This is a genomic window from Streptomyces sp. NPDC111520 (assembly GCF_055635295.1).
Genome location: NZ_JBVKBW010000003.1, coordinates 297,444 through 322,043 on the forward strand (window position 1 = coordinate 297,444; position 24,600 = coordinate 322,043).

At 73.2% G+C, this 24,600-nt stretch carries 26 protein-coding genes; 16 read left to right on the forward strand and 10 right to left on the reverse strand.

The window, feature by feature from the left end:
- Positions 1 to 31: 31 nt before the first annotated feature.
- Positions 32 to 949 (reverse strand): SDR family oxidoreductase, encoded by a 918-nt coding sequence (locus ACZ7MY_RS08745; RefSeq protein WP_499600560.1) that lies wholly within the window; start codon positions 947 to 949, stop codon positions 32 to 34.
- A 97-nt stretch (positions 950 to 1,046) separates the two neighbouring features.
- Between ACZ7MY_RS08745 and ACZ7MY_RS08750 the strand changes: the two genes are divergently transcribed.
- Positions 1,047 to 1,730: a TetR/AcrR family transcriptional regulator gene (locus ACZ7MY_RS08750; protein WP_499600561.1), complete on the forward strand. Its 684-nt coding sequence runs from the start codon at positions 1,047 to 1,049 to the stop codon at positions 1,728 to 1,730.
- A gap of 39 nt (positions 1,731 to 1,769) precedes the next feature.
- Positions 1,770 to 2,399, forward strand: coding sequence for an SMI1/KNR4 family protein (locus tag ACZ7MY_RS08755; RefSeq protein WP_499600562.1), 630 nt, complete (start codon positions 1,770 to 1,772; stop codon positions 2,397 to 2,399).
- Here ACZ7MY_RS08755 and ACZ7MY_RS08760 read toward each other — a convergent pair.
- Positions 2,387 to 4,042 carry an alpha-keto acid decarboxylase family protein gene (locus ACZ7MY_RS08760; protein ID WP_499600563.1) on the reverse strand — a complete coding sequence of 552 codons (1,656 nt, stop codon included), beginning with the start codon at positions 4,040 to 4,042 and terminating at the stop codon, positions 2,387 to 2,389. The genes ACZ7MY_RS08755 and ACZ7MY_RS08760 overlap by 13 nt on opposite strands.
- A gap of 505 nt (positions 4,043 to 4,547) precedes the next feature.
- Complete coding sequence (locus ACZ7MY_RS08765; protein ID WP_499600564.1) at positions 4,548 to 5,483, reverse strand: helix-turn-helix transcriptional regulator; 936 nt, start codon at positions 5,481 to 5,483, stop codon at positions 4,548 to 4,550.
- Positions 5,484 to 5,687: 204 nt separating this feature from the next.
- Here ACZ7MY_RS08765 and ACZ7MY_RS08770 point away from each other — a divergent pair, with 204 nt between their 5' ends.
- Positions 5,688 to 6,662, forward strand: coding sequence for an aldo/keto reductase (locus tag ACZ7MY_RS08770; protein ID WP_499600565.1), 975 nt, complete (start codon positions 5,688 to 5,690; stop codon positions 6,660 to 6,662).
- Between the two features lie 15 nt (positions 6,663 to 6,677).
- Here ACZ7MY_RS08770 and ACZ7MY_RS08775 read toward each other — a convergent pair whose 3' ends face one another.
- Together ACZ7MY_RS08775 and ACZ7MY_RS08780 are read right to left on the reverse strand one after the other, a co-directional pair.
- A complete protein-coding gene (locus ACZ7MY_RS08775) occupies positions 6,678 to 7,460 on the reverse strand; it encodes a DUF899 family protein (protein WP_499600566.1) in 783 nt (260 codons plus the stop codon).
- A 173-nt stretch (positions 7,461 to 7,633) separates the two neighbouring features.
- Positions 7,634 to 8,188, reverse strand: a complete 555-nt coding sequence (locus ACZ7MY_RS08780) for a DoxX family protein (RefSeq protein WP_499600567.1) — start codon at positions 8,186 to 8,188, stop codon at positions 7,634 to 7,636.
- 373 nt (positions 8,189 to 8,561) lie between these two features.
- On the opposite strand from ACZ7MY_RS08780, the gene ACZ7MY_RS08785 reads away from it, so the two are divergent.
- From ACZ7MY_RS08785 to ACZ7MY_RS08820, 8 genes are all read left to right on the forward strand, one after another.
- A complete protein-coding gene (locus ACZ7MY_RS08785) occupies positions 8,562 to 9,530 on the forward strand; it encodes an alpha/beta hydrolase (RefSeq protein WP_499600568.1) in 969 nt (322 codons plus the stop codon).
- 293 nt (positions 9,531 to 9,823) lie between these two features.
- On the forward strand, positions 9,824 to 10,960 hold the full coding sequence (locus tag ACZ7MY_RS08790; RefSeq protein WP_499600931.1) for an MFS transporter: 1,137 nt from the start codon (positions 9,824 to 9,826) through the stop codon (positions 10,958 to 10,960).
- A gap of 139 nt (positions 10,961 to 11,099) precedes the next feature.
- Complete coding sequence (locus ACZ7MY_RS08795; RefSeq protein WP_499600569.1) at positions 11,100 to 12,206, forward strand: PP2C family protein-serine/threonine phosphatase; 1,107 nt, start codon at positions 11,100 to 11,102, stop codon at positions 12,204 to 12,206.
- A 24-nt stretch (positions 12,207 to 12,230) separates the two neighbouring features.
- Entirely contained in the window at positions 12,231 to 12,362 is a 132-nt protein-coding gene (locus ACZ7MY_RS08800) for a hypothetical protein (RefSeq protein WP_499600570.1), read from the forward strand.
- Between the two features lie 9 nt (positions 12,363 to 12,371).
- A complete protein-coding gene (locus ACZ7MY_RS08805) occupies positions 12,372 to 13,019 on the forward strand; it encodes a hypothetical protein (RefSeq protein WP_499600571.1) in 648 nt (215 codons plus the stop codon).
- Between the two features lie 46 nt (positions 13,020 to 13,065).
- Positions 13,066 to 13,524 carry an SUKH-4 family immunity protein gene (locus ACZ7MY_RS08810; protein WP_499600572.1) on the forward strand — a complete coding sequence of 153 codons (459 nt, stop codon included), beginning with the start codon at positions 13,066 to 13,068 and terminating at the stop codon, positions 13,522 to 13,524.
- Positions 13,525 to 13,585: 61 nt separating this feature from the next.
- The gene (locus ACZ7MY_RS08815) at positions 13,586 to 13,879 is read left to right on the forward strand and encodes an ArsR/SmtB family transcription factor (protein WP_499600573.1); all 294 of its coding nucleotides are present in this window, start codon (positions 13,586 to 13,588) and stop codon (positions 13,877 to 13,879) included.
- Positions 13,876 to 14,274, forward strand: a complete 399-nt coding sequence (locus tag ACZ7MY_RS08820; RefSeq protein ID WP_499600574.1) for a VOC family protein — start codon at positions 13,876 to 13,878, stop codon at positions 14,272 to 14,274. Before ACZ7MY_RS08815 ends, ACZ7MY_RS08820 begins: the two co-directional genes overlap by 4 nt.
- Positions 14,275 to 14,316: 42 nt before the next feature.
- Here ACZ7MY_RS08820 and ACZ7MY_RS08825 read toward each other — a convergent pair whose 3' ends face one another.
- A complete protein-coding gene (locus ACZ7MY_RS08825) occupies positions 14,317 to 14,442 on the reverse strand; it encodes a hypothetical protein (protein ID WP_499600575.1) in 126 nt (41 codons plus the stop codon).
- 12 nt (positions 14,443 to 14,454) lie between these two features.
- On the opposite strand from ACZ7MY_RS08825, the gene ACZ7MY_RS08830 reads away from it, so the two are divergent.
- Positions 14,455 to 14,955, forward strand: a complete 501-nt coding sequence (locus tag ACZ7MY_RS08830) for a hypothetical protein (RefSeq protein WP_499600577.1) — start codon at positions 14,455 to 14,457, stop codon at positions 14,953 to 14,955.
- A 62-nt stretch (positions 14,956 to 15,017) separates the two neighbouring features.
- On the opposite strand, the gene ACZ7MY_RS08835 is transcribed toward ACZ7MY_RS08830, so the two are convergent.
- The 3 genes from ACZ7MY_RS08835 to ACZ7MY_RS08845 form a co-directional block, all read right to left on the reverse strand.
- Entirely contained in the window at positions 15,018 to 16,400 is a 1,383-nt protein-coding gene (locus tag ACZ7MY_RS08835) for an SMI1/KNR4 family protein (RefSeq protein WP_499600578.1), read from the reverse strand.
- A 226-nt stretch (positions 16,401 to 16,626) separates the two neighbouring features.
- Positions 16,627 to 17,736, reverse strand: coding sequence for a VanZ family protein (locus ACZ7MY_RS08840; RefSeq protein WP_499600579.1), 1,110 nt, complete (start codon positions 17,734 to 17,736; stop codon positions 16,627 to 16,629).
- A gap of 475 nt (positions 17,737 to 18,211) precedes the next feature.
- On the reverse strand, positions 18,212 to 19,078 hold the full coding sequence (locus ACZ7MY_RS08845; protein WP_499600580.1) for a helix-turn-helix transcriptional regulator: 867 nt from the start codon (positions 19,076 to 19,078) through the stop codon (positions 18,212 to 18,214).
- Between the two features lie 1,079 nt (positions 19,079 to 20,157).
- Here ACZ7MY_RS08845 and ACZ7MY_RS08850 point away from each other — a divergent pair.
- From ACZ7MY_RS08850 to ACZ7MY_RS08865, 4 genes are all read left to right on the forward strand, one after another.
- Positions 20,158 to 21,168 carry an NADP-dependent oxidoreductase gene (locus ACZ7MY_RS08850; protein ID WP_499600932.1) on the forward strand — a complete coding sequence of 337 codons (1,011 nt, stop codon included), beginning with the start codon at positions 20,158 to 20,160 and terminating at the stop codon, positions 21,166 to 21,168.
- A gap of 329 nt (positions 21,169 to 21,497) precedes the next feature.
- Entirely contained in the window at positions 21,498 to 21,968 is a 471-nt protein-coding gene (locus ACZ7MY_RS08855) for a VOC family protein (RefSeq protein WP_499600581.1), read from the forward strand.
- 176 nt (positions 21,969 to 22,144) lie between these two features.
- A complete protein-coding gene (locus ACZ7MY_RS08860; RefSeq protein WP_499600582.1) occupies positions 22,145 to 23,584 on the forward strand; it encodes a dihydrolipoyl dehydrogenase family protein in 1,440 nt (479 codons plus the stop codon).
- A 376-nt stretch (positions 23,585 to 23,960) separates the two neighbouring features.
- Positions 23,961 to 24,350: a hypothetical protein gene (locus ACZ7MY_RS08865; RefSeq protein ID WP_499600584.1), complete on the forward strand. Its 390-nt coding sequence runs from the start codon at positions 23,961 to 23,963 to the stop codon at positions 24,348 to 24,350.
- Positions 24,351 to 24,382: 32 nt separating this feature from the next.
- On the opposite strand, the gene ACZ7MY_RS08870 is transcribed toward ACZ7MY_RS08865, so the two are convergent.
- Entirely contained in the window at positions 24,383 to 24,583 is a 201-nt protein-coding gene (locus ACZ7MY_RS08870) for a hypothetical protein (RefSeq protein ID WP_319135553.1), read from the reverse strand.
- Positions 24,584 to 24,600: the final 17 nt, after the last annotated feature.

The following is a 24,600-nucleotide window of genomic DNA, read 5'->3' on the forward strand; positions in this document are numbered from 1 at the left end:
GCGTGGAGAAGTGATCACACGGAAGCCTCGGTCACACGCCCTGGGCGGGGACGGACTCACCCGTAAGTCGTTCTGCCTCCTGCCACAGACGGGCCGCGGCGGATCTGTCGCGGCCGGGGCGCGGGAGCGGGACGGTCTTGGCCGGGCCGATGAGTCCCCAGCGGGGACCGTAGTAGCCGCCGGGGGCGGCGCCGGGGTCGGATGCGGCGTACAGCAGGGGTTCGGCGCCCTGCTCGGGTCCCTGCGAGGGGACGATCCGGTAGGCCAGGGATTCGATGAGGCCCGGGCGGCCGCCGTTGAGGTTCGGGCCCGAGGTCGTCAGGTTGGTGCGCGTGTAGCCCGGGTGCGCGCCGGCCGAGAGCAAGGGCCAGCCGCGCTCTGCGGCGAGATCGGCCAGGTGCGCCATCATCAGCAGGTCGGCCAGCTTCGACTGGGCGTACGCCCGGGTCGGGCTGTAGCGGCGGGCGGACTGCAGGTCGTCGAAGTCGATGCGCGCCCGGTTCGCCGTGCCGCTGCTCATGGTGGCGACCCGTGGCGCGGGAGCGGCGAGCAGGAGCGGCAGCAGCCGGACGGTGAGCGCGAACGGGCCCAGGAAGTTGCTGGCCAGTTGCAGCTCGAAGCCGTCGACCGTGTCCGTGCGGGCGGGCACGTTCATCACTCCAGCGTTGTTCACCAGCACGTCCAGCGGTCGGCCCTCGGCGATCAGGGCGTCGGCGAACGCACGCACCGAGGACTGGTCCGCGAGGTCCAGGCGGCGGACCTCCGCCCGGGCGCCGGGGTGCGCGGCCGAGATCTCCGCCTTCGCCTGCTCTCCCTTGGCCTCGGTGCGCACCGCGAGGACGACGTCGGCTCCGGCTGCGGCGAGGCGCTTGGCCGTCTCCTTGCCCGTGCCGCTGTTCGCGCCGGTGACGACGGCGAGCCTGCCTCGCTGGTCAGGGACCTGGTACATGACGGACTCCAATAACGTACTGCCGGTATCTTGTGGTCACCAACATAACGAACCGCCGGTCCGTTAGTAAAGTAACGCCGGTCCGTAAGATGTGGACGTGACCTTCCAGCGAGCCCGAACCGATGAGCAGCGCAACCAGCGGCGGCGGCAGATCCTCGACGCGGCGGACGCGATGCTCACCGAGATGACGGTGGCCGAACTCACCCTCAGTGCCCTGAGCCGCCGGGTCTGCCTGGCCAAGGCCAACGTGCTGCGCTACTTCGAGTCGCGCGAGGCGGTCCTGCTGGAGTTGCTGGAGACCCAGGTGGCCGACTGGATCGCCGAACTGGAACGCGAAGCCGTTCCCACCGGTGGCTCCGTCGAGGAGCGCGGGGACCGGCTTGCCGAACTCCTGGCCGTCTCGATGGCACGCCGGCCCGTCCTGTGCGACCTGCTCAGCTCGCAGGCCTCGGTACTGGAGCACAACATCTCCGCCGAGGTCGCGATCAAGCACAAGCACACCGCTCGGGAGTCCCTCGGGAACCTGGTCGCTCTCGCCGCCCGGCACCTGCCGGAACTGGGCGACGACGGTGCCGCGGCCCTCGTGGAGACGACCCTGCTGATGGCCGTCGCAGCCTGGCCGTGCAGCCGCCCCCCGCAAGCCCTCCTCACCGCCTACGCCTCCGATCCCGCGCTGGCGGCCATGCGCATCGACTTCACCGACGCCGTGCGCCGGACAGCGGAAGTGACCGCCTCCGGCCTCCTGGCGCGCCGCAGAACTCCGGACGGGACCGTCGTCTGAACCCCGCGGCCGCCGGACCGCGACGCGTAGGCTCGCATCGTGAACGAGCAGGGAACGGCCTCCGTGTCGACGTCCTGGCAGCGCATCGACGCGTGGCTGGCCGCCCGCGCCCCGGCCGCACTCGCACGGCTCGGCCCTCCTGCCCCGCCTGACGGGATCCGGGAGGCCGAGCGCGTGCTGGGGACGGCACTCCCCGGCGAACTGGTCGAGTCGCTGTGCTGCCACGACGGGGCGACGGAGTGGTCGGGACTGCTGCCGGAGGGTCAGTCCCCGCTCGCCGTCGCGGCGATCATGGAGCACTGGCGCATGTGCATGCAGGTGGCCTCGGACGTCGACGGCCTGACCGCACGCCCCTGGGACGACGAGCCCTGGTGGCACCCCCTCCGGGTCCCCTGGGCCGTGGGTGCCGACGGCACCGCCCAGGTCCTCGATCTGCGTCCTGGCCCCGGTCACGGCCGCCTCGGCTGGGCGGGACACGACGGCTGCGGCGACTTCTCCGATGCGTCGCCAAGCCTGACGCGGTACCTGCACGACGTGGCGGAAGCCCTGCACCGGGGCGGCGACGTCGGCGGGATGCGCGCCGTACCGACGTCCGGCGGCGACCTGTGGTGGGAGGACGATGGGGCCGTCGGCGTCGGGGGGCCGCGCGGCGCCGGTCAAGTGGAGTAGAGGCTGCCGATGTTGTCGTGGAGCTGGGTGGCCAGTGGCGGTGCGGTGTAGGTGTCCGTCATGACCTCGATGTAGCAGCCGGTGCCGGACTCCGCCGCCGTGCGCATCGCCTGGTCGAGTTCGGCGAGGGTCGAGACGCGGGCGGTGAACCAGTCCTCGCAGCCCAGGGCCTCGGGGAGTGCGGAGTAGCGCCAGTTGGCGAGGTCGTTGTAGGCGATGTCGGGATGCTTGCAGAGCAGGCGCTCGATCAGGTAGCCGTGGTTGTTCAGGACGAACACCACCGGCCGCAGCCCGTACCGCCCGAACTGGCTGATCTCCTGCGCGGTGAGCTGGTGCGAGCCCTCGCCCGTGATGAGGACGACGCGCCGGCCGTCCCCGGCGGCGGCGACGGCCGCGCCGACCGCGGCGGGAGTGGCCCAGCCGATCGAGCCCCACAGGGTCTGGTTGTGGAAGGTCGCTCCGCTGGGCAGCTTGGCGAACGCCAGGCCCATGGAGGCGGTTCCGGTCTCGGCGACCAGGATGTCGTTCGGCTGGAGGAAGTCCTCCCAGCGGGGGTAGAGGTTCTCGGCGGTGATGGAGTCGCCGCCGCTGCCGCCCGCCGGGCGCATGCGGGTCACCTCGGCCTCGATGTGCGGCCACTGCCTGCGCGGCAGCTGTGCGGCCAGGGCGGGGAGGAGGTCCTTCATCTCCACGCTCTGGTAGGTCATGCCGTCGACGCTCACGTGGTGGTGGCGGATGTCGATCGTGCGACCGGGGTCGAGGTTGGCGGTGAACGCGCCGCTGTTGAAGTCGTGCATCAGCGCACCGACCAGGACGACGACGTCGCTGCCCTCGACGAAGCGGCGGACGCTCTCGTTCATGAGCTTGCCGTCGTACATGCCGGAGTAGGCGGGCTGTTCCTCGTTCAGGACGCCCTTGTCGGCCATCATCGTGGCGAAGGGCATCCCGGTGGCGTCCAGGAAGCGCTGAACCTCGTCCGCGAGACCCGAGCGGGCGGTCAGCACGCCGGGGAGGGCGCACGCGCTGTTCGCCCGGCCCAGCATGTCGGCGATCGCCTGCACGGCGGCGTCCAGCTGCGCGGGGTCGCTCGCGGGCGCGGGAATCGGCTGGGCCGACCCGACCATCGGCATCTCGGCGAGGTCGGCGGGGAAGGCCATGTAGACCGGGCGGCGGTGGTAGAAGGCCGCCGCGATGAGGCGCTCGGTCTCGGAGGCGACGTTCTGCGGCGTCATGACGGCGCTCGCGCACACCACGGGCTCGGACATCTTGAGGAAGAGGCCGAACTCCCCGGTGCCCAGGGTGTGGTGCACCATCGAGTGATGCGCCTGCACGGGCATCTTGGGCATGCCCACCAGGTGGAACACCGGCAGGTGGTCGGTGTACGCGCCGGCGACGGCGTTGATCGCGCTGAGTTCCCCGACCCCGTAGGTGGTGCACACCGCGCCCACACCGTGGACGCGGGCGTAACCGTCGGCGCTGTAGCCCGCGTTGAGCTCGTTGCAGCTGCCGATCCACTGCATGTCCGGATGCTGCGCGATGGCGTCGTTGACGGGGAAGGCGTAGTCGCCCGGGACACCGAAGACATGCCGCACACCGATGTCGCGCAGCCGGTCCAGGACGTGCTGGATGACGGTGGTGGACATGAGGAGGTTCCTTTCCTGGTCACGGCACCACCGCCCCGGCGGCGCGGAGCGGCGACGGGCGTCACGGGGAGCGGTCACCGTCGGCGCCGGAGGGCAACAGCCGGACATTTCACCCCCGGAACATGCTGTCCGCATCCCGCCATGGGTGCAACCGGAGCGATCACCCCCATGAGCTGCACGAACTGTCACGAGGGCCCGGCGGATCGGCCGATTCCCTCACCCCACGCCCGACGCGACTCCGCCCCGGCGCGGGCCCGCCGTCTCCGTGCTCGTCGCCCGGCCGGTGCTCTCACTCGCCGGATGGGGCGCGGCCCGCCTCCTCGGCGGCCCGGAGGACCTCGTCGACTCCGTCGTGAGGGTGGGCACGCTCATGGCGGCGGTCGCGGCAGTGGACAGCACGCGCCGCCGGCGGCAGCGCCGCCGCACCAGGTAGCGCCCGCGACCCTCGTTCCCGCAGCGGGTGTTCGGCCCGCCCGCCCTCGGCGTCGGTCCCCGTCCGCGCCGCCTACCGCGGGGTGTCGCGGTGGCGCAGTGGGGCCGGCAGGGCGTCGGGGGCCGCGTCGGTGTCGTGGCCGCCCGTGCCGGCGGCGCGCTGGGTGCCGATCATGTCGAGGAGGACCATGGCGTCGTGGTCCGGGGTCCCCTCCTCGGCGTAGTAGGCGACGAGCCGGTGCCCGGGGGTGCCGTCCAGTTGCATCGGCTGGTAGCCGAGGGTGAGGTCGCCGACCTCGGGGTGCCGGAAGTGCTTGGTGCCGGGGCGGTGCGGCCGGACGTCGTACCGCTCCCACAGACGGGCGAAGTCGTCGCTCTTCAGCAGCAGTTCGCCGACGAGCCGGGCCAGGTCCGGCGCGTCGGGGTCGATGCCGGCCAGCGCCCTGAGGCGGGCGACGCAGCCGCGGATGCGGGTCTCCCACTCGGGGAACAGATCGCGGGCGGCGGGGTGCAGGAAGTAGTAGCGGGCCAGGTTGCGCCGCGTGGCCGGCCAGTCCTCGATGCCCGCGTAGAGGTGCAGGCCCGCGGGGTTCGCGGCGAGCACGTCCAAGGTGCGGCTGAGGACGTACGCGGGTGCGGGCCGCAGGCTCTCCAGCATGAGCCGGACGCCGGGCCGCACCGCGCGGCTGGGCACGGCGGGCGGCTCGGCGGCGCTGCGCGTGGCCCGGGCGGCCAGCCGGCGCAGGTGCTCGTGCTCGTCGCCGTCCAGGAGCAGCGAACGGGCGAGGGAGTCGACGACGGCGGGGCTCGGACGGGTCTCCTTGCCGCGCTCCAGACGCGTGTAGTAGTCGATGCTGACCCCGGCGAGGGTCGCGAGCTCCTCGCGGCGCAGCCCCGGGGTGCGGCGGATTCCCAGGCCCTCCGGGAGGCCGACCTGCTCGGGGGTGACCTGGGTGCGGCGGGCGCGCAGGAACCCCGCCAGGTCGTTGCTGTGCTGGTCAGAGCTCATCCGCCCAGTGTGCCAGCCGGCCGGCGCGGACGAGGCCGACGTGGGGGGCCGTACCGCACCCCCGAACGCCGCTCCCCGTCGCGGCGCGCCCTGCCACGGCGTCCGCCGCGGCGGGAGGGTGGCGGAGCAGCACGGGGCAGCCGCCCCGGGCGGCGGACTGTGACCGAGCAGCCCGTCCCGTTCGACACAAAGGCAGGACACAGCATGCGCACCACCACCCTGGGCACCCACGGACCGGAGGTCGGCGTCATCGGCCTGGGCGCCATGGGAATGAGCTTCGCCTACGACATGGCCGTCCCTCGTGACGAGGCCACCTCCGTCTCCGTCGTCCACCAGGCCCTGGACCTGGGCGTGACCCTGATCGACACGGCCGACGTCTACGGCCCGTACACCAACGAGGAACTCCTCGGCCGGGCCCTGGCCGGGCACCGCGAGCGCGCGGTCCTCGCCACCAAGGCGGGCATGGAGTGCCTCGACCCCACCGGCGGCCCCGGCGGCTCCCCGCTGGTCAGGCCCAACGGCCGGCCCGAACACATCCGCGCCGCCATCGACGCCGGCCTGCGCCGCCTGGGCACCGACCACGTCGAGCTCTACCAGCTGCACCGCGTCGACCCCGACGTCCCGCTCGAGGAGACCTGGGGCGCCATGGCGGAGGCCGTCACCGCGGGCAAGGCCCTCCACCTGGGGCTCTCCGAGGTCGGCGTCGAGCAGATCGAGCGCGCCCGGGCCGTCCACCCGGTGACGACCGTGCAGTCCGAGTTCTCCCTGTGGACCCGCGACGTGCAGGCCGAGGTCCTGCCCTACTGCGAGCGGCACGGCATCGGCCTGCTGCCGTACTCGCCGCTGGGCCGCGGCTTCCTCGCCGGCCGGTTCGCCTCCTTCGACGAGCTCCCGCAGGACGACCAGCGCCGCCGGCTGCCGCGCTTCCAGGACGACAACCTGCGGGCCAACCTGGACATCGCCGCCAAGGTCCGCGAGGTCGCCGACCGGGTCGGCGCCACCACCGCGCAGGTGGCCCTCGCCTGGCTCGGCGTCCAGGGCCCGCACGTCGTCCCCATCCCCGGCACCAAGACCCCGAAGTACCTCGCCGACAACGCGGCCGCCGCGGACGTCCGGCTGTCCGCGGCCGACCTCGCCGACCTCGACGCCATCCAGCCTCCCGTGGGCGCCCGCTACTGAGCGGAGCAGGGCGCGTCAGTGGTGGTGGCCGCGCCGGCCGAGGGTCTCCACGGGGCCGGCGCCGGGGCGGGTCCACTGCGGTACGGGCCGGCTGGCCGGGCCCCACGTGGCGTTGCCGTCCGCGTCCGAGCGCCAGGACCAGCACGCGGCGCCGCCCTCGGGCCGCCCCTCGGGGTTGTCCTCCCACGCCTCGCGGCGGCCGTACGGCGTCATGTCGAGCAGGCCGAGGGAACCGTTGACCCGCTCGTTCCCCCGGCCCGTCGTGGAGTAGGTGAGGAACACGCGGTCGCCGTCGCGCAGGAAGGAGGTGATCTGCCCCATGCCGTCGCCGACCGGGCCCGGCACCTCGCGCACCGAGTACCAGGGCTCGGTGTAGCCCATGAACGCGACGTAGGAGGCCACCTCGTCCCAGCGGCCGGTGGTCAGGACGGCGAACGAGACGCCGCGGGCGTTGAGGTAGACGGCGTCCTTGAGGTGCCAGGCCGTGGTGGTGCAGCCCTCGCACTGCCCTTGGTGCGGCGCGCCGTCGTACCACATGTGCTTGTAGACCACGAGCTCGTCGCGGCCCTGGAACAGGTCGAGGAACGGTACCGGGCCGTCGGCCCCGACGACCTCGGCCGTCCCGTCGAACTCCACCATCGGCAGCCGGCGCCGGGCCGCGGCCAGGGCGTCGCCCTCCCGGGTGTGGGCCTTCTCGCGGACCAGCAGCTCGTCACGGGCGGCCTGCCAGGTGGGCAGGTCGACCACGGGCGGGCGGCCGGGCGCCGGGGTGGTCGGGTCGTCGGGCATGGTCGTCATGGGGGTCTCCGTGGTGTCTCGTGCCGGGCGGTGCCGTACGGCCTTCCGGGGCCGTCACCACTGTGGACCCGTGCCCGGTCCGGAACTCATCGCCCTCGGCGGTGACGGCCGTCGACTCCCCGGGCCCCTCGTGGCTGCCCGCAGGGCGGCGCGGGGCCTCCGGCACGGCGTGGTCAGCCGCGGAACAGCAGCACGATCGTGCCCAGCACCACGCCGAGGACGACGGCGGCGACGCCGTTGCCCACCCGGTGCGCCCGCACGCCGGGCACGTGACGGTCCAGCGCGAAGCGGCCGGGCCCGACGACCGCGAGGACGACGGCCACCGCGGCGATGAGGAGTTCGTACTCCACCCCGGCCGGGGCGAAGAACCCGCCGCTCCACTTCAGGGCGATGGCGTTGGCCATGACGCCGAGCACCGCCGCCGCGGCGAGCGGGGTCAGCAGCCCGACGGCCAGGCCCAGGCCTCCCAGCACCTCGCTGAGCCCGGCCATCACGGCCATCGCCTTGCCCGCCGGGTAGCCGGCCGAGGTGAAGACGCGTCCGGCGCCGTCGAGGCCCACCCCGGAGAACCAGCCGAACAACTTCTGCGCTCCGTGGCTCGCCATCGTCAGCCCGAGCACCAGCCGCAGGAGCAGCAGCCCGGCGTCGTGGACGTACGGCGGGACGCCGTGCTCGTCGAGCGCGTGGGAGCCGGAGCGGGACAGTGTGCCGAGGGGGGAAGCGGACATGTCTGGGGCCCTTCGTGGGGATGCCGTGCGCGGCCTGCGAGCCGGACGTCGCGACGGCGGCTCACCGCGCGGCCGGTCACGCCTCACGCCTCACGCCAGCAGCGTGGCCCGACGCGGCGCCGTCCGGCGCGCGGCACGCCGGACGTTAGGTCCATGGGGGTCGCCTGCCGTGCCACCGATGGCCCCCTCCGCGCCCCGGCAGGGTCCTCCGGTGGCGTCCGGGAGACGCCGCTGCCCACGAACGCCGGGCCACCCCCCGCCTCCGGGCGAGCTCTTTGACCCGGCAAGGATTCTGCACGTACACTCCACCCCTGACTTCAATAATTCTAGTCAGAGGCGGGGCAAGACACCCCGTGCACAGGAGGAGTTGGCGTTGGCTTTCCCGTTCGACCCGGAACTGGCCCTGAGGATGTCGCGATTCGCCTCGGCGGACGAACGCGCGGCGGTCGCGCGGATGCGGGCGGAGGCGGCGTCGATGGAGGCCGATCCCTACGCACCGCCGGTCCCGGTCGACGTCCGCGAGGCCATCGTGCCGGGCCCGCCGGGCGCTCCGGACGTCCGGGTGCACGTCCACCGGCCCGCGGGACACCGCGGGAGGCTGCCCGCCCTGCTGTACCTGCACGGCGGCGGCTTCGTCATCGGCCTCGTGGACTTCTTCCGCAACGAGACGACCCGCATCGCCGCCGAGGTCGGTGCGGTCGTGGTGTCGGTGGACTACCGGGTCGCACCCGAACACCCCTATCCGGCGGCCCTGGAGGACTGCCACGCCGCCCTGCGCTGGCTGGCGGGGCACGCGGACGCGTTGGGGGTCGACCCGGGCCGGATCGGCGTGGGCGGGGAGAGCGCCGGCGGCAACCTGGCGGCGGCGGTCGCCCTGTACGCACGCGACCACGGCGGTCCCGCCCTGCGCATGCAGTACCTGGGCGTCCCCATGCTGGACGACCGCCTGACCACCCCGTCCATGCAGACCTTCGTCGACACCCCCGGCCTCGACCGCCGCGGCGTCCAGCACAGTTGGGACCGCTACCTCGGCGGCAGGGGGCTGCGCGGCGGCAGCGACGTCAGCCCGTACGCCGCCCCGGCCAGGGCGCGGGAGCTGGCCGGGCTGCCGCCCGCGTACGTCGCGGCCGCCGAGTTCGACCCGCTGCGGGACGAGGCCCTGGCGTACGCCGGGCGCCTGATCACCGCGGGCGTGCCCACCGAGCTGCACCACTTCCCAGGGGCCTTCCACGGCGCGGCCCAGCTGGCCCCGCGGACCGAGGTGGGCCGGCGCATGATCGCCGGACAGCTCGACGCCCTCCGCCGCGGCCTGCGGGCCGGACCGGCGGGCGGCACGGCCTGAACGCCGCCCCACCCAGCGGCGGCCATCCGAACCCGACGGTTACCCGGCGAGTGCTCCGGCCGCCCGTACCGACCGTGCCGTCGGCCTGCTGCTGCTCGGGCTCCTCACCACAGGAGTACTGACCGCGTGACCGCCCGCCGGGCGCGGTACGACGGCGGTACGTTTCCCGGTGTGCCGTACGCAGTGCCGGTCGACGACGGGCGACGCCGGCGGCGCACCGCACCGCGCGGAGCGCCGGCGGTGCCGCGGTGACCGCGGCGGCCCCGGGCCGGGAGGCGGTGCCGCGCCGGCGGATGTGGCCGCTGTACGCCGCCGGGTTCACCACCGCCTTCGGCGCGCACGGCGTCGCCGCGGGCCTCGGCGGCCCTTCCGAGGACGCCGTCACCTCCCTGATCGTCCTCGGCGGGCTGCTGGCCGTGTACGACGGCGCCGAGGTGGTCCTCAAGCCGCTCTTCGGCACCCTCGCCGACCGCGTCGGGGCCCGGCCGGTGCTCCTGGGCGGGCTCGTCGCCTTCGCCGCCGCCTCCGCCCTCTACGCCGTCGCGGACAGCCCGGGCCTGCTGTGGGCGGCCCGGCTGGGCCAGGGCGCGGCCGCCTCCGCCTTCTCCCCCTCGGCCTCCGCGCTCGTCGCGCGCCTCAACCCGGCGGCGGGGCAGGGGCGGGCGTTCGGCTCGTACGGCTTCTGGAAGTCGATCGGCCACACCCTCGGACCGCTGCTCGGCGGCGTCCTGATGTGGGCGGGCGGCCTGCGCCTGCTCTTCGCCGTCCTGACGGCCCTGGGCGCCGCCGTCGCCGTCTGGGCGGCGCTCGCGGTGCCCGCCGTACCGCCGCTCCCCAGAGCCCGGCAGACGCTGCTGGACCTGGGTCGCCGCCTGGCGGAGCCCGCCTTCCTGGCCCCGACCGCCGCCCTGGCCGGGGCGACCGCCGCCCTCTCGGTGGGCGTGGGCTTCCTGCCGGTCTCCGGTCGCGCGGCCGGCCTGGGCACCGTCGCCACCGGCGCGGCCGTGTCCGTACTCGCCGGGTGCGCGGCGATCGTGCAGCCCCGCGCCGGGCGCGCGCTGGACGCCGGCCGCCTCACGGTACGGGGCGGCGTCACCGCCGGACTGCTGCTCGCCGCGGCCGGCCTGGGCTGCGCCGTACTCCCCGGGCTGACCGGGGTGTTGTGCGGCGCCGCCCTCATCGGCGCCGGCACCGGACTGATCACCCTGCTCGGCTTCGCCGCGCTCGCCACCGCCACACCCCGCGAACGCCTCGGCCAGACCATGGGCGCCGCCGAACTCGGCCGTGAACTGGGCGACGCGGGCGGCCCCCTGCTCGTGGGCGGGGTCGCCGCCGCCTCCGCCCTCCCGTACGGCTACGCGGCCCTTGCCGCCCTCCTCGTCGCGGGCGCCGCACTCGCGGCCGCACGGCGGACACCGGACCGGGGATGAAGGACGCCTGCGCCGTCCGGCCGACGGCGGCCCCGTGACGGGGTACGGCGTGGGCGAGTCGGGTGACGTGGAGAGCGGGGCGGAGCGGGGGCGGTTAGCCTGAGCCGGCCAGGAGCCCGGTCGGCGTCGGGAGCAGCGCGTGGCGAGGCTGGGAACGTGGAAGCGGCCGGGACGGCGGAGCCGCCTGATCCCGGCCACGCTGCTGTCCTTCGCCCTGCTGATCGACTTCGTCACCCCCCGCACCGTCAGCGCCGCCGCCCTCTACGCGGCCGCGATCCTGGCGGCCGCGCCCCTGCTGTCCCTGCGCGGCACGATCCTCACCGGGGTGAGCGCGCTCGTCCTCGACTGGGCCATGTTCCGGTACTTCGGCTACCGCGAGAGCGCGGTCGCGGTGAGCGAGCTGGTCATGGTCGCGACGGTGACCGTGGTCGCCGTCCTCCTCAACCGGCTCCTCCACCACCGCGAGCGGCAGCTGCGGTCCGCGCGCGACATCGCCGCCGCCGTCCAGCGCGCCGTCCTGCCCGCACCGCCGGAGCGGATCGGCCCGCTGCGCTTCGCCGCGCGGTACGAGGCGGCCCAGACGGACGCGCGGATCGGCGGGGACCTGTACGCCGTGGTCGACACCCCGTTCGGGGTGCGCTGCGTCATCGGCGACGTGCGCGGCAAGGGGATGGGGGCGGTCAGGGCGGTCTCCGTCGGCGTCGGCGCCTTCCGCGAGGCGGCCCTCCAGGAGCCCAGCCTGACCGGGCTCGTACGGCGACTGGAGCAGGCCGTCACCCTCGAGGCACGGCAGTCGGGCACCCTGACCGAGCTCGAGGGCTTCGTCACCGGGGTGCTGGCGGAGTTCCCCCGCGGTGGGGACGAGGTGCGGCTGATCAACCGCGGCCACCCGGCGCCGCTGCTCTTCCTGGGCGACACCGTGCGCTACGTCGAACCTGCCCGGCCGGGCCTGCCCCTGGGTCTCGCCGCCCTCGGCGAGGGCCCCGGCACCGTCGACACCCTGCCGTTCCCCGAAGGGGCCACCCTGCTGCTCTACACCGACGGACTCACCGAGGCCCGCGACGCGGCGGGTACCTTCTACGACCCCCTCGCCGGATGCACGGGCCGCCGGCACCCCGGCCCGGACGCCCTCCTGGACGCCCTGCTCGCCGACCGGCACCGGCACACGGGCGGCCGGCGGACCGACGACACGGCACTGCTGGCCGTCACGCACGCGTCCGCGGCCGAGCGGATCGCGAACGGCTGAGCCTTCGTCACCTTTGGCGCACACGTGGTCGAGCGGGCCACGGAGCACGTCGTCGGGCGGATCACCGGGCGCGGCACGCACGGCCAACTGCTCGCCCTCGACGGCAGGTACACGGACCTGGTGCGCCGTGACACCGAACTCGCCCCTACGGCATGATCGTTGCCCATGGGACCACTCGACGGTGCGCACCTGCCGGGCTACCGGCAGGTCGCCGAGCACGCCTGGGCCGATGACCACGGCGATGTGATCAGCCTGCACTTCTTCGACCTGCCTCCGGACATACCGGCGCCCCTGGAGGAGCCGGACCGACTGCGGCAGGCACTCGCCCGCTTCACGGCCGACGCGGGCGGCGGCCTCGTCGAGGCCGACGTCGTCCGGGTCGCCGGACTGCCGGCGCTGCGCCAGGTGCTCAAAGTGCCGCTGCCGGACCGGCCGAGAGGCCAGGCGTTCCTGGGCACGTACACCCTGCCGCGCGCGGCCTGCAGCGCGGTGGTCAAGGTGCAGGCCTTCGAGGACGGCGTCACCGGGATGCGCGAGGCCATGGTGCTCGCCGAACTCGGGCCCGAGCAGTACTTCCTGGAGCATCCCTACGCGCCCGGGCTGCGCGGCGGGCTCCCCTTCCACCGCGCCGACGCCGAGGAGTACGACGCGCGCTTCCCCGGCCACCCGCTCACCCGGGTACGGACGGCGCTCGCCCAACTCGCCGGGACCCTCGGCGCCGAACCCGGCTTCGCGGAGCTCCCGCCCTTCACCGGACCCGCCCGCCGCGGCCTCCTGGGACGGTTGACCAATCGCACGCGCCGGGACCGGTGATCCGCCGGGCGGGGGTTCAAGCCGCCGCCCGGGAAAGGTTCTCCGCATGGACGACGCCGAGCTCGCCTCACTCCTGGCGGGATGCTCCGATTGGCCCTACCCGGGCGAGTGGCAGGGTGCGCCCTTCTCCGAGCGCACGGTCGAGGACATCCGCTACGCCGTCGTGGCGCTCGACCCGGGCGTGAGCGCGATCGGCCTGCGACGCGCCGACGGCTCGCTGTGGCTGCTGCGGAACGACGGTACGGCGCGCCTGCTCAACTCGGGCCACGAGGAGTTCGTGGCGTTCTGCCGGGCCTACGAGCAGGCCGCCCATGAGGCGGAGCGGTACGAGGCGCCGGAGGACGACGACTCCGACGAGGCCCTGGAACGTGCGATGCGTGACGCCGACGCCCTGACCGACGCGCTGGTCGAGCGCTTCCGCGCGGTCGACGCCGCGGCGGTCGCCGACGAGAACGCCTACTGGCACATCGCGGCCGAGGAACTGGGCTACTCCATGGACGCCTGACCCCGGCACCGCAGGGCTCGACGGCTTGATAGGCAAGTCGTCACTTGCCTATCCTCGGACCATGGCAGAGGATGTCTTCAAGGCACTTGCCGACCCCACCCGCCGACGCATCCTGGACGAGCTGGTGGAACGGGACGGCCAGACCCTGTTCGAGATCTGTGGACGGCTTGCCCTGAAGCACGGCCTCGGGCTGTCCCGCCAGGCGGTCAGCCAGCACCTGGCCGTGCTCGAGACGGCGGGTCTGGTGCTCACGCGGCGCCAGGGCCGGTACAAGTACCACGACCTGAACACCGAACCCCTTGAGCGCATCGTGACGCGGTGGCTCAGGCCAGACGCACCGGAGAGCACCCCATGAGGATCCACCTGTCCAGCGTCTTCGTCGACGACCAGGAGAAGGCGCTGCGCTTCTACACCGACGTGCTGGGCTTCGTGAAGAAGCACGACGTCCCGCTCGGCACGGACCGGTGGCTGACGGTGGTCTCCCCGGAGGACCCGGACGGGACGGAGCTGCTGCTCGAACCCTCCGGCCATCCCGCGGTGAAGCCCTACAAGTCGGCGCTGGTCGAGGACGGCATCCCGGCCACCTCCTTCGCCGTGGACGACGTGCGGGCGGAGTTCGAGCGGCTGCGCGGGCTCGGGGTGTACTTCACCCAGGAGCCCGTCCGGATGGGCCCGGTCACGACCGCCGTCCTGGACGACACGTGCGGCAACCTGATCCAGATCGTGCACAGCGACGACGCCGCGGGCTGACCGGGAGGCCGGCCACGGTCCGCCGCGGGAACGGCCCGGCGGTCACGCCCCCACGTCCGCGGAGGAGTCCGACGTCGCGAGGCCCAGCGCCCCGCGTATCCCGACGACGGCGTCCTGTACGCCCTCGGCCGGAGCTGCCAGCATGATCCGGTCGATCGGGAACCGCACACGGGGGTTGATGTGTTCCATCGCGCACTGCGGCGCGCTCTGTTGGGCGGCGTCGCGTCCGTCCTCGTCCTGAGCGGCTGCTCGGCCGGCCCGGTGGCCGCACGGCAGCCGGAAGCGGCCACGGCCCGCGCCACGGCCCGTTCGGCGGCGCCCGCCCCGCCGGTCGCGTCCGCCGCGTCCTGGCAGGATCCGGCGGAGGGGCTGACGGATGCCAGGATCTGGGTGTCGACGGGACGGCGCAGCGGCGGCCTGGAGCAGGCGCTGCCCGCGAAGCCCCCGGGCGGGACGGTCTACGTGGCGACGCAGTGCCAGGGCACGGGGACGCTCACCGTCGACGCGGGCCGCTACGGCACGTTCACGGAACACTGCTCCGGCCGGCCGGACGGCAGCCTCAACGGCGCCGCCATGACCACCGCCAAAGCCGCGACCCGGCTCACGGTCACCGCGAGCCCGGGCGTCACCTGGGCGGTGGCGGTCGGCTGGGACCAACACGCCGAGGCGCCACCGGAGTAGCACCCTCGCGGCGGAAACGCTGCGCCGTTCCGGCCGGTTGGCCTCGCGGCCGGGTCGGCCGGCTACCCCACCGGCCCGAGGTGGCCCTCGAGCACGGTGACGGGGATCGGCGGGCGGTCCCAGAGGGCGAGGATCTCGTTGGCCAGGTCCACCACGGGGAGCGGGTGCCGGTCGCCGTGCACCTCGATGGCCGCGGCCAGCAGGCCGCGCGGGACGGCCCCCGCGTCCAGGAGGGCGCGCCAGTGCTCCGGGCCGAGTTCGAGGTACTCCAGTCCGGTCAGCCCGGCGATCTCCAGCGGATCGGCGAGCGTGCCCGGGTAGGCCGTGAGGGCCCGCAGGCGGGGCAGTCCGACGACCGGGGCGAGGCTCAGCGGCTCGCCCTCCCGGACGCCGATGTGCAGGACCTCGAGCCCGGGGTGTGCGGCGGCCGCGACGCTGCCCAGGCTCCCGGTGTTGACCCAGGCCACGGCCTCGGGCTCGCCCGTCCGCTGTTCACCGGCGTGGGTAGGACGCCGGTCCGCGACCATGTCGGTGAGGGAGTCGGCGACCAGCCCGGCGCCGACGTTCTCCTCGTGGCTGAGGATGACGACCTGGCCGATGTGCCCGCGCGGACCCGGTGTCAGGTCGACCGCGATCCGGTCGCCGCCGCCGTTGTCGCCGAAGGCGATCCAGCCGGGCGAGCCGACGACCCCCTGCACGGCGGCGTCGGGCGCTGTGACCACCGCCTCGATCGCGGCGAACTCCCAGGGACACGGGCGTGAGGCCGCGTCGGCGACGTAGAGGTCGTCGAGCGACAACAGCTCGCAGCCGACCGCCCCGAAGACCCGCTTCGCCGCTTCGTAGTCGTCGTGCCAGTCCTCCCACCGGGCCCGCGTCACGCGGTACAGCGCCTTGAGTTCGTCGGGCAGCACGACGCCCAGGCGCTGCTCCGCCTCGGCGATCTCCTCCTCGGTGGCACCGATGGCGTCGGGGATCCGCTCGCGGAGCGTACGCTCCAGCCACGCCGGATCGGCCGTCGGGGACGCAGCCGCCTCCGGGGCCGGTTCGGGAAGGCGGCGCCAGGGCTCCGGGACCGCGTCCTCGACCAGGACGAGCGCACCCGGGTGCGCACCGCCGATCCCGGTCTCCACGGCGGGACTTGGGCCGTGCAGGTACAGGACGGTCCTTCCGTCCGGCTCGATCTCGGCGGTGAACGGGACGTCCTCCACACCGGCGTCCGCCAGGGCGCCCCGCACCCGCTCCACCGCGTCGAACTCGTCCTGCACGTCCTCGATCTGGAGGGCCCGTCCCGGCGCCGGGAACCTGGGCGGCATCGGCACGCTCCACGATCCGAGGCCGATCCGGCCCGCCACGTGGCCGCCCGGGGCCGCGAGCCGTTCCGCGTTGCCGGCCCGCAGGACCCTCAGCAGGGGCTCCCAGGTCGTGAAGTCGTGGATCGAGGACAACTGCGGCCTCCGGTGGCGCTGGTGAACGTGACGGAACGTGCTGTCCCGGCCGATGCTAGGCGCCACCACCGACACCGACACCGACACCGGCCCGTCCCCGTCCCCGTCCCCGTCCCCGACGACGAGCGCCGCGTCGGCCCCCGGAAGCCGGATGCCCAGCCGTTGCCGTCGTGCCCGACGGGCGGCGAGAGCCGCCCCGGCCCCCGCGGGTCGTCGCGGGCGACCGTCAGGAACACGCCCCGGAGTACTTGTCCCGGCTGTCCTCCGCGGGCGCGGTGACGCGGACGCCGAGGAGGCGTCCGGCGGAGTTCACCCGCACCTCCAGCGACGTCACGGCCGCCATGCGGTCGTCGCGGTACGGGTACGTGACGGTCCACGTCTCGCCGGGGCCGTCGTCCGCACGGAGCACCGCGGGCCGCTCGGTGTCGGCGGTGGGATAGCGCGCGGCCACGTAGCGGCCGGCGGCCCGCTCCGCGGCGGCCGCGTCGTGCACGGGACCGGCGGCGCCCGGGATGGGCCTGCCCACGGCCGGGGCCTCGGTCCGCGGCCCCATCGACACGTCGACCCGGTACCCGTCCGGGTCGGGCCAGCGCATGAAGGCGACGCCGTTCGGCTCCAGTTCGGCCCAGACCTCCTCGTTCACGCCGTCCATACCGCACGGCGTGTTGTCCAAGACGCGGGCGATCCTGACGTCGTCGCCCAGCGCCTCGCGAACCGCCTCCCCGATCACGGCGCGCTGTTCCGCCGACGCCTGCCTGTTCGGCTCGGCGTGGTCCACCACGCGCACGTCGACGACGGTCGACAGCACGCAGGCCACGGCGACGAATCCCGACCCGGTCACGGCCAGGAAGCCGCGGTGACGCGTGGGCCAGGCCGGCAGCCCCCGTCCGACGAGGCGGAGGGACAGCAGCCCGGCCCCCACGCCCACGGCGGCGCCCACGACGTTGGTGACGAGGTCACTGGTGTCGCAGTAGCGGCCGATGACGGGAAGGCACGCCTGGACGGTCTCGATCCCGCAGGCCAGGAGGACGGACAGCAGCAGCGGCGGCACCGGCCGCCGGGCGGCGCGGACGCCGAGGAATCCGATCGGCACGAACAGGGCGACGTTCATCCAGCCCTGGGTCGTCCCGAACGACTCCCACACGTCCTTGCTCACCGTGCACCTCACCGCGCCAGTGCCGACGGGTCTCAGCCAGAGCGTCAGGAACAGGGCGGCCGTCGTCGTCGCCGCCCAGGCCCCGTAGGCCCAGGGCCGGTCGGAACGGCCCCGCAGGGCGGTCGCGACGACCCCCAGCACGGCGGCGGAGACGAGGGCGACGAGCAGGAGGTACAACATGTGCCCTCCGAAGACGAGAGCGAACAATGCCGTGCCTTTCGAGCGCGAGGGAACCGGTCGACGGCGCGCTTGCCGCGGCGCGTCGGCGATCACCCTCGCGCCCGCACGTCATGGGCCCTGGCTCAACGCATGACCAAGCTGTAACAGCCCCTCCCCGGCCGTCCCCTACGGCCGCGGCGCGGGCTCCGTCGCTTCTGGAAAGCCCAGCGCGTCCAGCAGCGCGTCGAAGAGGTCGTCCACGAAGGTCTCCTCCGAGCGCAGCAGCTCCTCGATCCGGGACCGCGTCCCTACCGCCGGGATGCCCGCCGCGGCGGCCCCTCGAGGTCCTCGGGCTCCTCGGTGAGCGACCCGCGGCGATGTGCGGGTTGAGCCATGCCTGCCAGCCCGATCCGGCGGACGCGGGGACGCCGATCCGGATGAGCAGCGGCCGCGGGGCACCGCCGTGCTCCAAGGTGCGAGATCGGAAGGCGGCCTTTCACTCCGCGTCGGCGTCCGTCCGGCCGGCAAGACGACGCAAGGCCGCGTCGGACGGCGAGCCGGGGTCGGCCGTACTCACGAACAGCCACTGGTCCGGGTCGCCGGGAAAGACAAGGGTCTCGTAGTTCAGGGTGATGTCACCGACCAGGGGGTGCCGGTAGCGTCTGGTGCCGTATGAGAATTCCTCCACATCGTGCGAGGTCCACCAGCGGTGAAAATCCGTGTCCGCGGCCGACATCTCTTCGATCAGTTCCGTCAGCCGTGGATCGTTCGGCTTTTTCCCCGCATACAAGTGCATCCCCGAGACGACCATGCGGGCGGCCCTGTCCCAATCGATGAAGAGTTCACGTGCGGCTGGGTCGAGAAATACAAAGCGCGCCATGTTGCGTTCGCGAACGGGCATGGCATCGAAATCCACAAAGAGCGCCCGCGCCAATCGGTTGAGGGCGAGGACGTCCATTCGGCCGTCCAGGATCACGGAAGGGGAGTACGGCAAGGCCTCCAGCAGCACGTGCACACCCGGACGCACCCTGCGGGGAACGGCGAGCCTGCTCGCTCTGGCCAGGGACTGCGGCCTGGCCAGGGCGAAGAGATACGCGCGCTCGGCCTCGTCCAGCCGCAGAGCCCTGGCCACGGCTTCCAGCACGGCTTCCGAGGCGTTGGACACCCGTCCCCGCTCGAGACGGATGTAGTAGTCCACGCTCAGTCCGGCCGAGAGGGCAACCTCCTCACGGCGAAGCCCGGGAACACGGCGACTGCCTCTTGGGGTGACTCCCGCCTGCTCGGGAGCAACCCGGGCACGTCGCGTGCGCAGAAAATCGCTCAGCTCCTTGTTGCCGTCGGAACGGGCTGAGGCCTTGGCCATGTGTCGAGGCTAACCCTCCGCGCACCGTCCGGCAAGGTTCAGAAAAACCTGCCCGGGCCACGAAAAGGGGCCATGTGCCACTGCCACTCGGAACGAATTGGAACGCATTGCGTTCTCCCGTCTTCTGCGCCGACGAATGCACATTCGTCGATGAGTTCTTTGCCGTCGCGGCCCGGTGTGGATGCATCGACGCGAGGGCGGAGGGCGGATCCGGTTGTCGGGCGAATCCCTCACGGCTCGGGGCCCGGCCTTGGTCGCACCGCCGACCTCCGTTTCTGCCGAAGCCCGCGTCAGTCGCAGGGACACGGACGGATGGGGGGTCTGGCAGTACCTGGACCAGCGGGACCTGACCGAGGGAGGCCTGCTTTGCCGTCCCCGCGTGCCCCTCCGGCTGGTTCTCTGGAACTCGCCCGCAGAAACACCTCCTCCCCGCACCGGACACACAGGATGGGAACCGCAATGGTGAGCACCGGACAGACTCCAGTGGTCGAGCCCCGATGCTCGCCGCGCTGGTCAGGACCGCGCTTGCGGCAACACCACAGCGGTGTCCGGCATGCGGCACGAGCAAGGCCTGATCGCCGGGCCAGGTCGGCGCCATGGCCGGCGCGAACACACTGTCGCCACTCGTGTCCGTTCGTGCCGACCCCGAGACACGGGCACGGGCACGGGCACCGGCCGGCAGCCTCGCACCGGTCGCACGCAATCTGACACACGAAGCGCCGAGCCCGGATCGGTGTCCTTGGCGGCGGCTGCCATCAGCACGATCGGGCACCGGTACTCGGGCGCGCACACGGCGTAATCGCGCGCCCGGGAGACGACAGCGCCCTCGGACGGGCCCGATGTCCCGGACCTTCCTTCGTTCCGAAAGCGACGAAGCAGCGTCGCGAGCCCGCGTGGGCGCTGCACACGATGTCGCGCAATGACACGTGGACGCCTCGCTCGCCGACGGCGGTAACCGCGATGACGAGCAGGCAGTAGTGGTTCTTCCTGCCGCCGGCGCACACCTGTCCCCCACACCATCGGATCAGCGGTCCGTCGCCGATCCGGACAAGCCTGCCCCCGCACGAACAGGAGAAGCGATGACGACACGCACGATGAGGGCGGTCCGCGTGCATGAGCACGGCGGCCCGGAAGTTCTGCGGTACGACGAAACCCCAGTTCCCGAGCCTGGGCCGGGCGAGGTGCTCGTTCGCGTGCACGCGGCCGGCGTCAACCCTCCCGACTGGTACCTGCGTGACGGGATGTCCAACCTGCCCGAGAAGGTGCGGCCGAAGCTCAGCCTGCCCGTCGTTCCGGGCACGGACCTGTCGGGTGTCGTCGAGGCCGTCGCCGCGGATGTGCACGGCCTCTCCGTCGGTGACGAGGTCTTCGGCCTCCTTCGTTTTCCCGGATTCGACGGCAGCACCTATGCCGAGTACGTGGCCGCACCCGCCTCGGACCTGGCGCTCAAGCCGGCCGGCATCGATCACGTGCATGCCGCCGGCGCACCCATGGCCGGGCTCACCGCCTGGCAGTTCCTGATCGAGCTCGGACACGATCAACCCTCTCCCTTCCAGGCGGCGCAGCATCGTCCGGTGCCACTCGACGCCGGCACGACGGTGCTCGTCAACGGCGCGGCGGGCGGCGTGGGGCACTTCGCGCTGCAGCTGGCGAAATGGAAGGGCGCACGGGTCATCGCGGTGGCGTCCGGCGCGCATGAATCGTTCCTGCGAGGGCTCGGTGCCGATGAGTTCATCGACTACACCAAGAGTCGTCCCGAGGAGCTCGTGCACGACGTCGACCTCGTTCTCGATGCCGTCGGGGGCCCCGACAGCAAGCGCTTCTTGCGCACGCTCAAGCGCGGTGGGTCCCAGTTCCCCGTGTTCTTCGGTGACTTCGACGACGAAGAGGCAGCGAAGCTGGGCGTCACCGTGACGGGCACACAGGTCCGATCCAGCGGCGCGCAGCTCGCGGAACTGGGACGGCTGCTCGACGCGGGCACGGTCCGCGTCGCGATCGACAGCACGTTCGCGCTCGCCGATGCGCGAGCCGCCCACGAACGCGCGGCCCGGGGGCACATCCGGGGCAAGATCGTGCTCACGGTCGCCTGACAGCGGGCCATTTCAACGCCCCGTCCGGCCCCAGCCCACGGGACACCGGCGACCACCGAAGCGCTGGGGCCTTCGGCCTGGGACGCGCGCCTGGCGACCAGGCGGCCCCGACGATCTCCGCAGTGAGCCCGGAGGAACCAGACGGCAGCCCGGCCCACCGCGATCAAGGCCGTCCGGCCGGACCGCGCCGGACGAGCCCCACCCCCACCTGCGGCGCACCGCCCCCGCCGACGCAGTCGGGGGCGGCAGACACCCCGCCGCGCCACCACCTGTCGGCCCGGTGACGCGCTGGACGTACTTCACCGACATCAAGAAACAAGGACACACCCATGAACATGAAGCTCGAAATGATCGTACTGCCCGTCTCCGACATCGATCGGGCCAAAGCCTTCTACGACAAGGCCGGCTTCCGCCTGGACGTCGACTACACGGCCGGCGAGGACTTCCGGATCGTGCACTTCACGCCGCCCGGCTCCGAGTGCTCGATCATCTTCGGCGAGGGGATGACGCCCATCGCACCCGGCTCGCTCCAGGGCCTGTACCTAGCGGTCTCCGACATCGAGGAGGCCCGCGCGGAGCTCGTCGGCCGCGGCATCGAGGTCGGCGAGATCTTCCACGACGCGGGCGGCCTCTTCCACGGCCACGAGGGCGGGGACGTCACCCATCACGCCCCGGGTCAGGAACGGCTGGCCGGCTTGCACCCCGAGCGCGTTTCCTACGGCTCCTTCCTCACCTTCGCCGACCCGGACGGCAACGGCTGGGTGCTCCAGGAGATCTCGAAGCGCCTCCCCGGCCGCTGACAACCCTTCAAGCCACCGCCCAGGAACGGCGACAAGCGGTGTCCGGCCCCCATGGCGACGGGAGACGGTTCTGCCGCCGGGCCGTCGCCGTGTCGGTCGGAGCCACGCAAGCAATGCGGAACAGGACAGTGAGGAACACAGCAGTGAGGAACACAGCAGTGAGGAACGCCGAAGTCATGAACGAGACAAACCGCACCTACGACGTGATCGTCATCGGCGCGGGGCCCGTGGGCGAGAACGTGGCCGAACGCGCTCGTGCCGCCGGGCTGAGCACGGTGATCGTGGAACGCGACCTGATCGGCGGAGAGTGCTCGTTCTGGGCCTGCGACCCCAGCAAGGCCCTCCTGCGGCCGGTGGTGGCACATGCCGACGCTCGCCGCGTACCCGGCCTCGGCCATGCGGTGGCCGGCCCGCTGGACGTCGAGGCGGTACTCGCGCACCGCGACAGGATGTCCTCGTACTGGAAGGACGAGGACCAGGCCGACTGGCTGAACTCGGTGTCCGTCGACCTCGTTCGCGGCCACGGCCGCCTCACCGGGCCCAAACGGGTGGCGGTACGGACCCCTCAGGGCGACACCGTCGCCCTGACCGCCCGGCACGCGGTGGCCGTCTCCACCGGAACCCGCGCCGCCCTGCCCCCCGTCCCCGGCCTCGACACCGTCCGTCCCTGGACCAGCCGCGAGGCAACCAGCGCCGACAAGGTGCCCGGCCGCCTCGCCGTCGTCGGCGGCGGTGTGGTCGCCGTCGAAATGGCCACCGCCTGGCAGGCCCTCGGTTCCCAGGTCACCATGCTCGTCCTCGAGGACGGGCTCCTGCAGCGGATGGAGCCGTTCGCAGGTGCACTGGTCACCGACGGACTGCGCGCAGCAGGCGTCGACATCCGTTTCGACACCACGGTCACTTCCCTGGCCCGCGAGGGCGGTGAAGGCGGCGAGGTACGGATCAACCTGTCCGACGGCGGGCAACTCGCCGCGGACGAGATCCTGCTGGCGACCGGCCGTGCCCCACAGACCCACGACGTCGGCCTGGAGACCGTCGGTCTCACGCCGGGCGACTGGCTGACCGTCGACGACACCTTCCGCGTCACCGGAGTCGACGGTGGCTGGCTCTACGCCGTCGGCGACGTCAATCGCCGCGCCCTGATGACACATCAGGGCAAGTACCAGGCCCGGATCGCCGGCACCGTCATCGGAGCCCGGGCAGGCGGCGAGCCGGTGGACGACACCGCATGGGGCGCGCATGCCGCCACCGCCGACCACGCGGCCGTCCCCCAGGTCGTCTTCACCACCCCCGAGATCGCCTCCGTCGGCATGACAAGCCGCGAGGCCGAGCACAGCGGGCGAAGCATCGATGTCGTCGACTACGACCTCGCGCGTGTCGCAGGCGCCCACCAGTACGGTCAGGACTATCGCGGCCAGGCCCGCATGCTCGTCGACACCGACCGCAACACCGTCGTCGGCGTCACCTTCGCCGGCCCCGGCGTCGGGGAACTGGTGCACTCGGCCACCATCGCGGTCGCCGGCGAGGTGCCCCTGGACCGGCTCTGGCACGCCGTCCCCGCCTTCCCCACCCTCGGCGAGGTCTGGCTCCGCCTGCTGGAGACCCACCGCGGCTGACCATGCTCGCCGGCGTGGGCCCGCGCCTCGTGGGGGTAGAGCCAGGAGGCGCGGGAGGGCGCGCTGGACCCGGCCCCCCTGGCTGCTGTCGAAGATCCTGCTGTCCGGCTACCACAGTCTCCCCGCCGCGCACCGCTTCCGAGCCGTCGGCATCACCGTCGCGATCGGTCTGCCGGCCTTCCTGCTCGGCAGGTTCAACCATCTCTTCCTGACCTGCGCGGACTTCAGCGAGAGCGGCAACAACGCACCCCACGGCTGTGCCCAGGGACCGCCCTACCGCCTGCGCTGAACCCAAACCCGAACCGGGGCCGGGGGCGGCGCTCGTCGTCACATGCCGGAAACGTACCCGGCGGTGGTACGCCAGTAGGGTCCCCGCATGCTGCTTTTCCATTTCACGCGGCCGGGGCTGTGGCCGCTGATCTTGGCAGACGCGGAGATCCGGGCGACCTGGCCGGAGGGACCGGACGCCGTACCGGAGCCGGCGCGGACCGTGCACCTGACCGCGGATCCGAGCCCGGGGTCGCTGCCCGGGCCGTTCCGCGACCGGACGGTGCGGATCACGGTGGAGGTCCCGGTGTCCGAGGCTCAGCGGTGGCATGCCTGGGCCGGTACGAAGCTGCCCGCCGGGTCCGCCGAGGCGCTCGCGGCGACCCTCTTCGACGGGCGTCCGGACGAGTGGTTCGTGGTGGAGCGGGCGATCCCGTCGGCGGAGTGGGTGTCGGTGGTCGACCTGGGCGTGATGGCGCCGCTCTGGCCGCGTTCGTAGCCGCGAGGGCGCCGCGCCGTCACACGGGCCCGTCACCACGTCGTGGGCCCGGCGCCGCGCCACTCGACGAGGTCGCTGTCGTACAGGTCCCCCAGGCGCATGCGGAGCCCGGCGCGGCGGACCAGCGCGAGGACGTCGCGGGGTCCGTGGGCGAGGCCGAGGATCCTGCCGTCGCACCGCACCCGGCGGCCGCCGCTGCCCGACGGCGGGTAGACGATCACTCGGCATGGCACCAGCCCAGCCTGGCCCC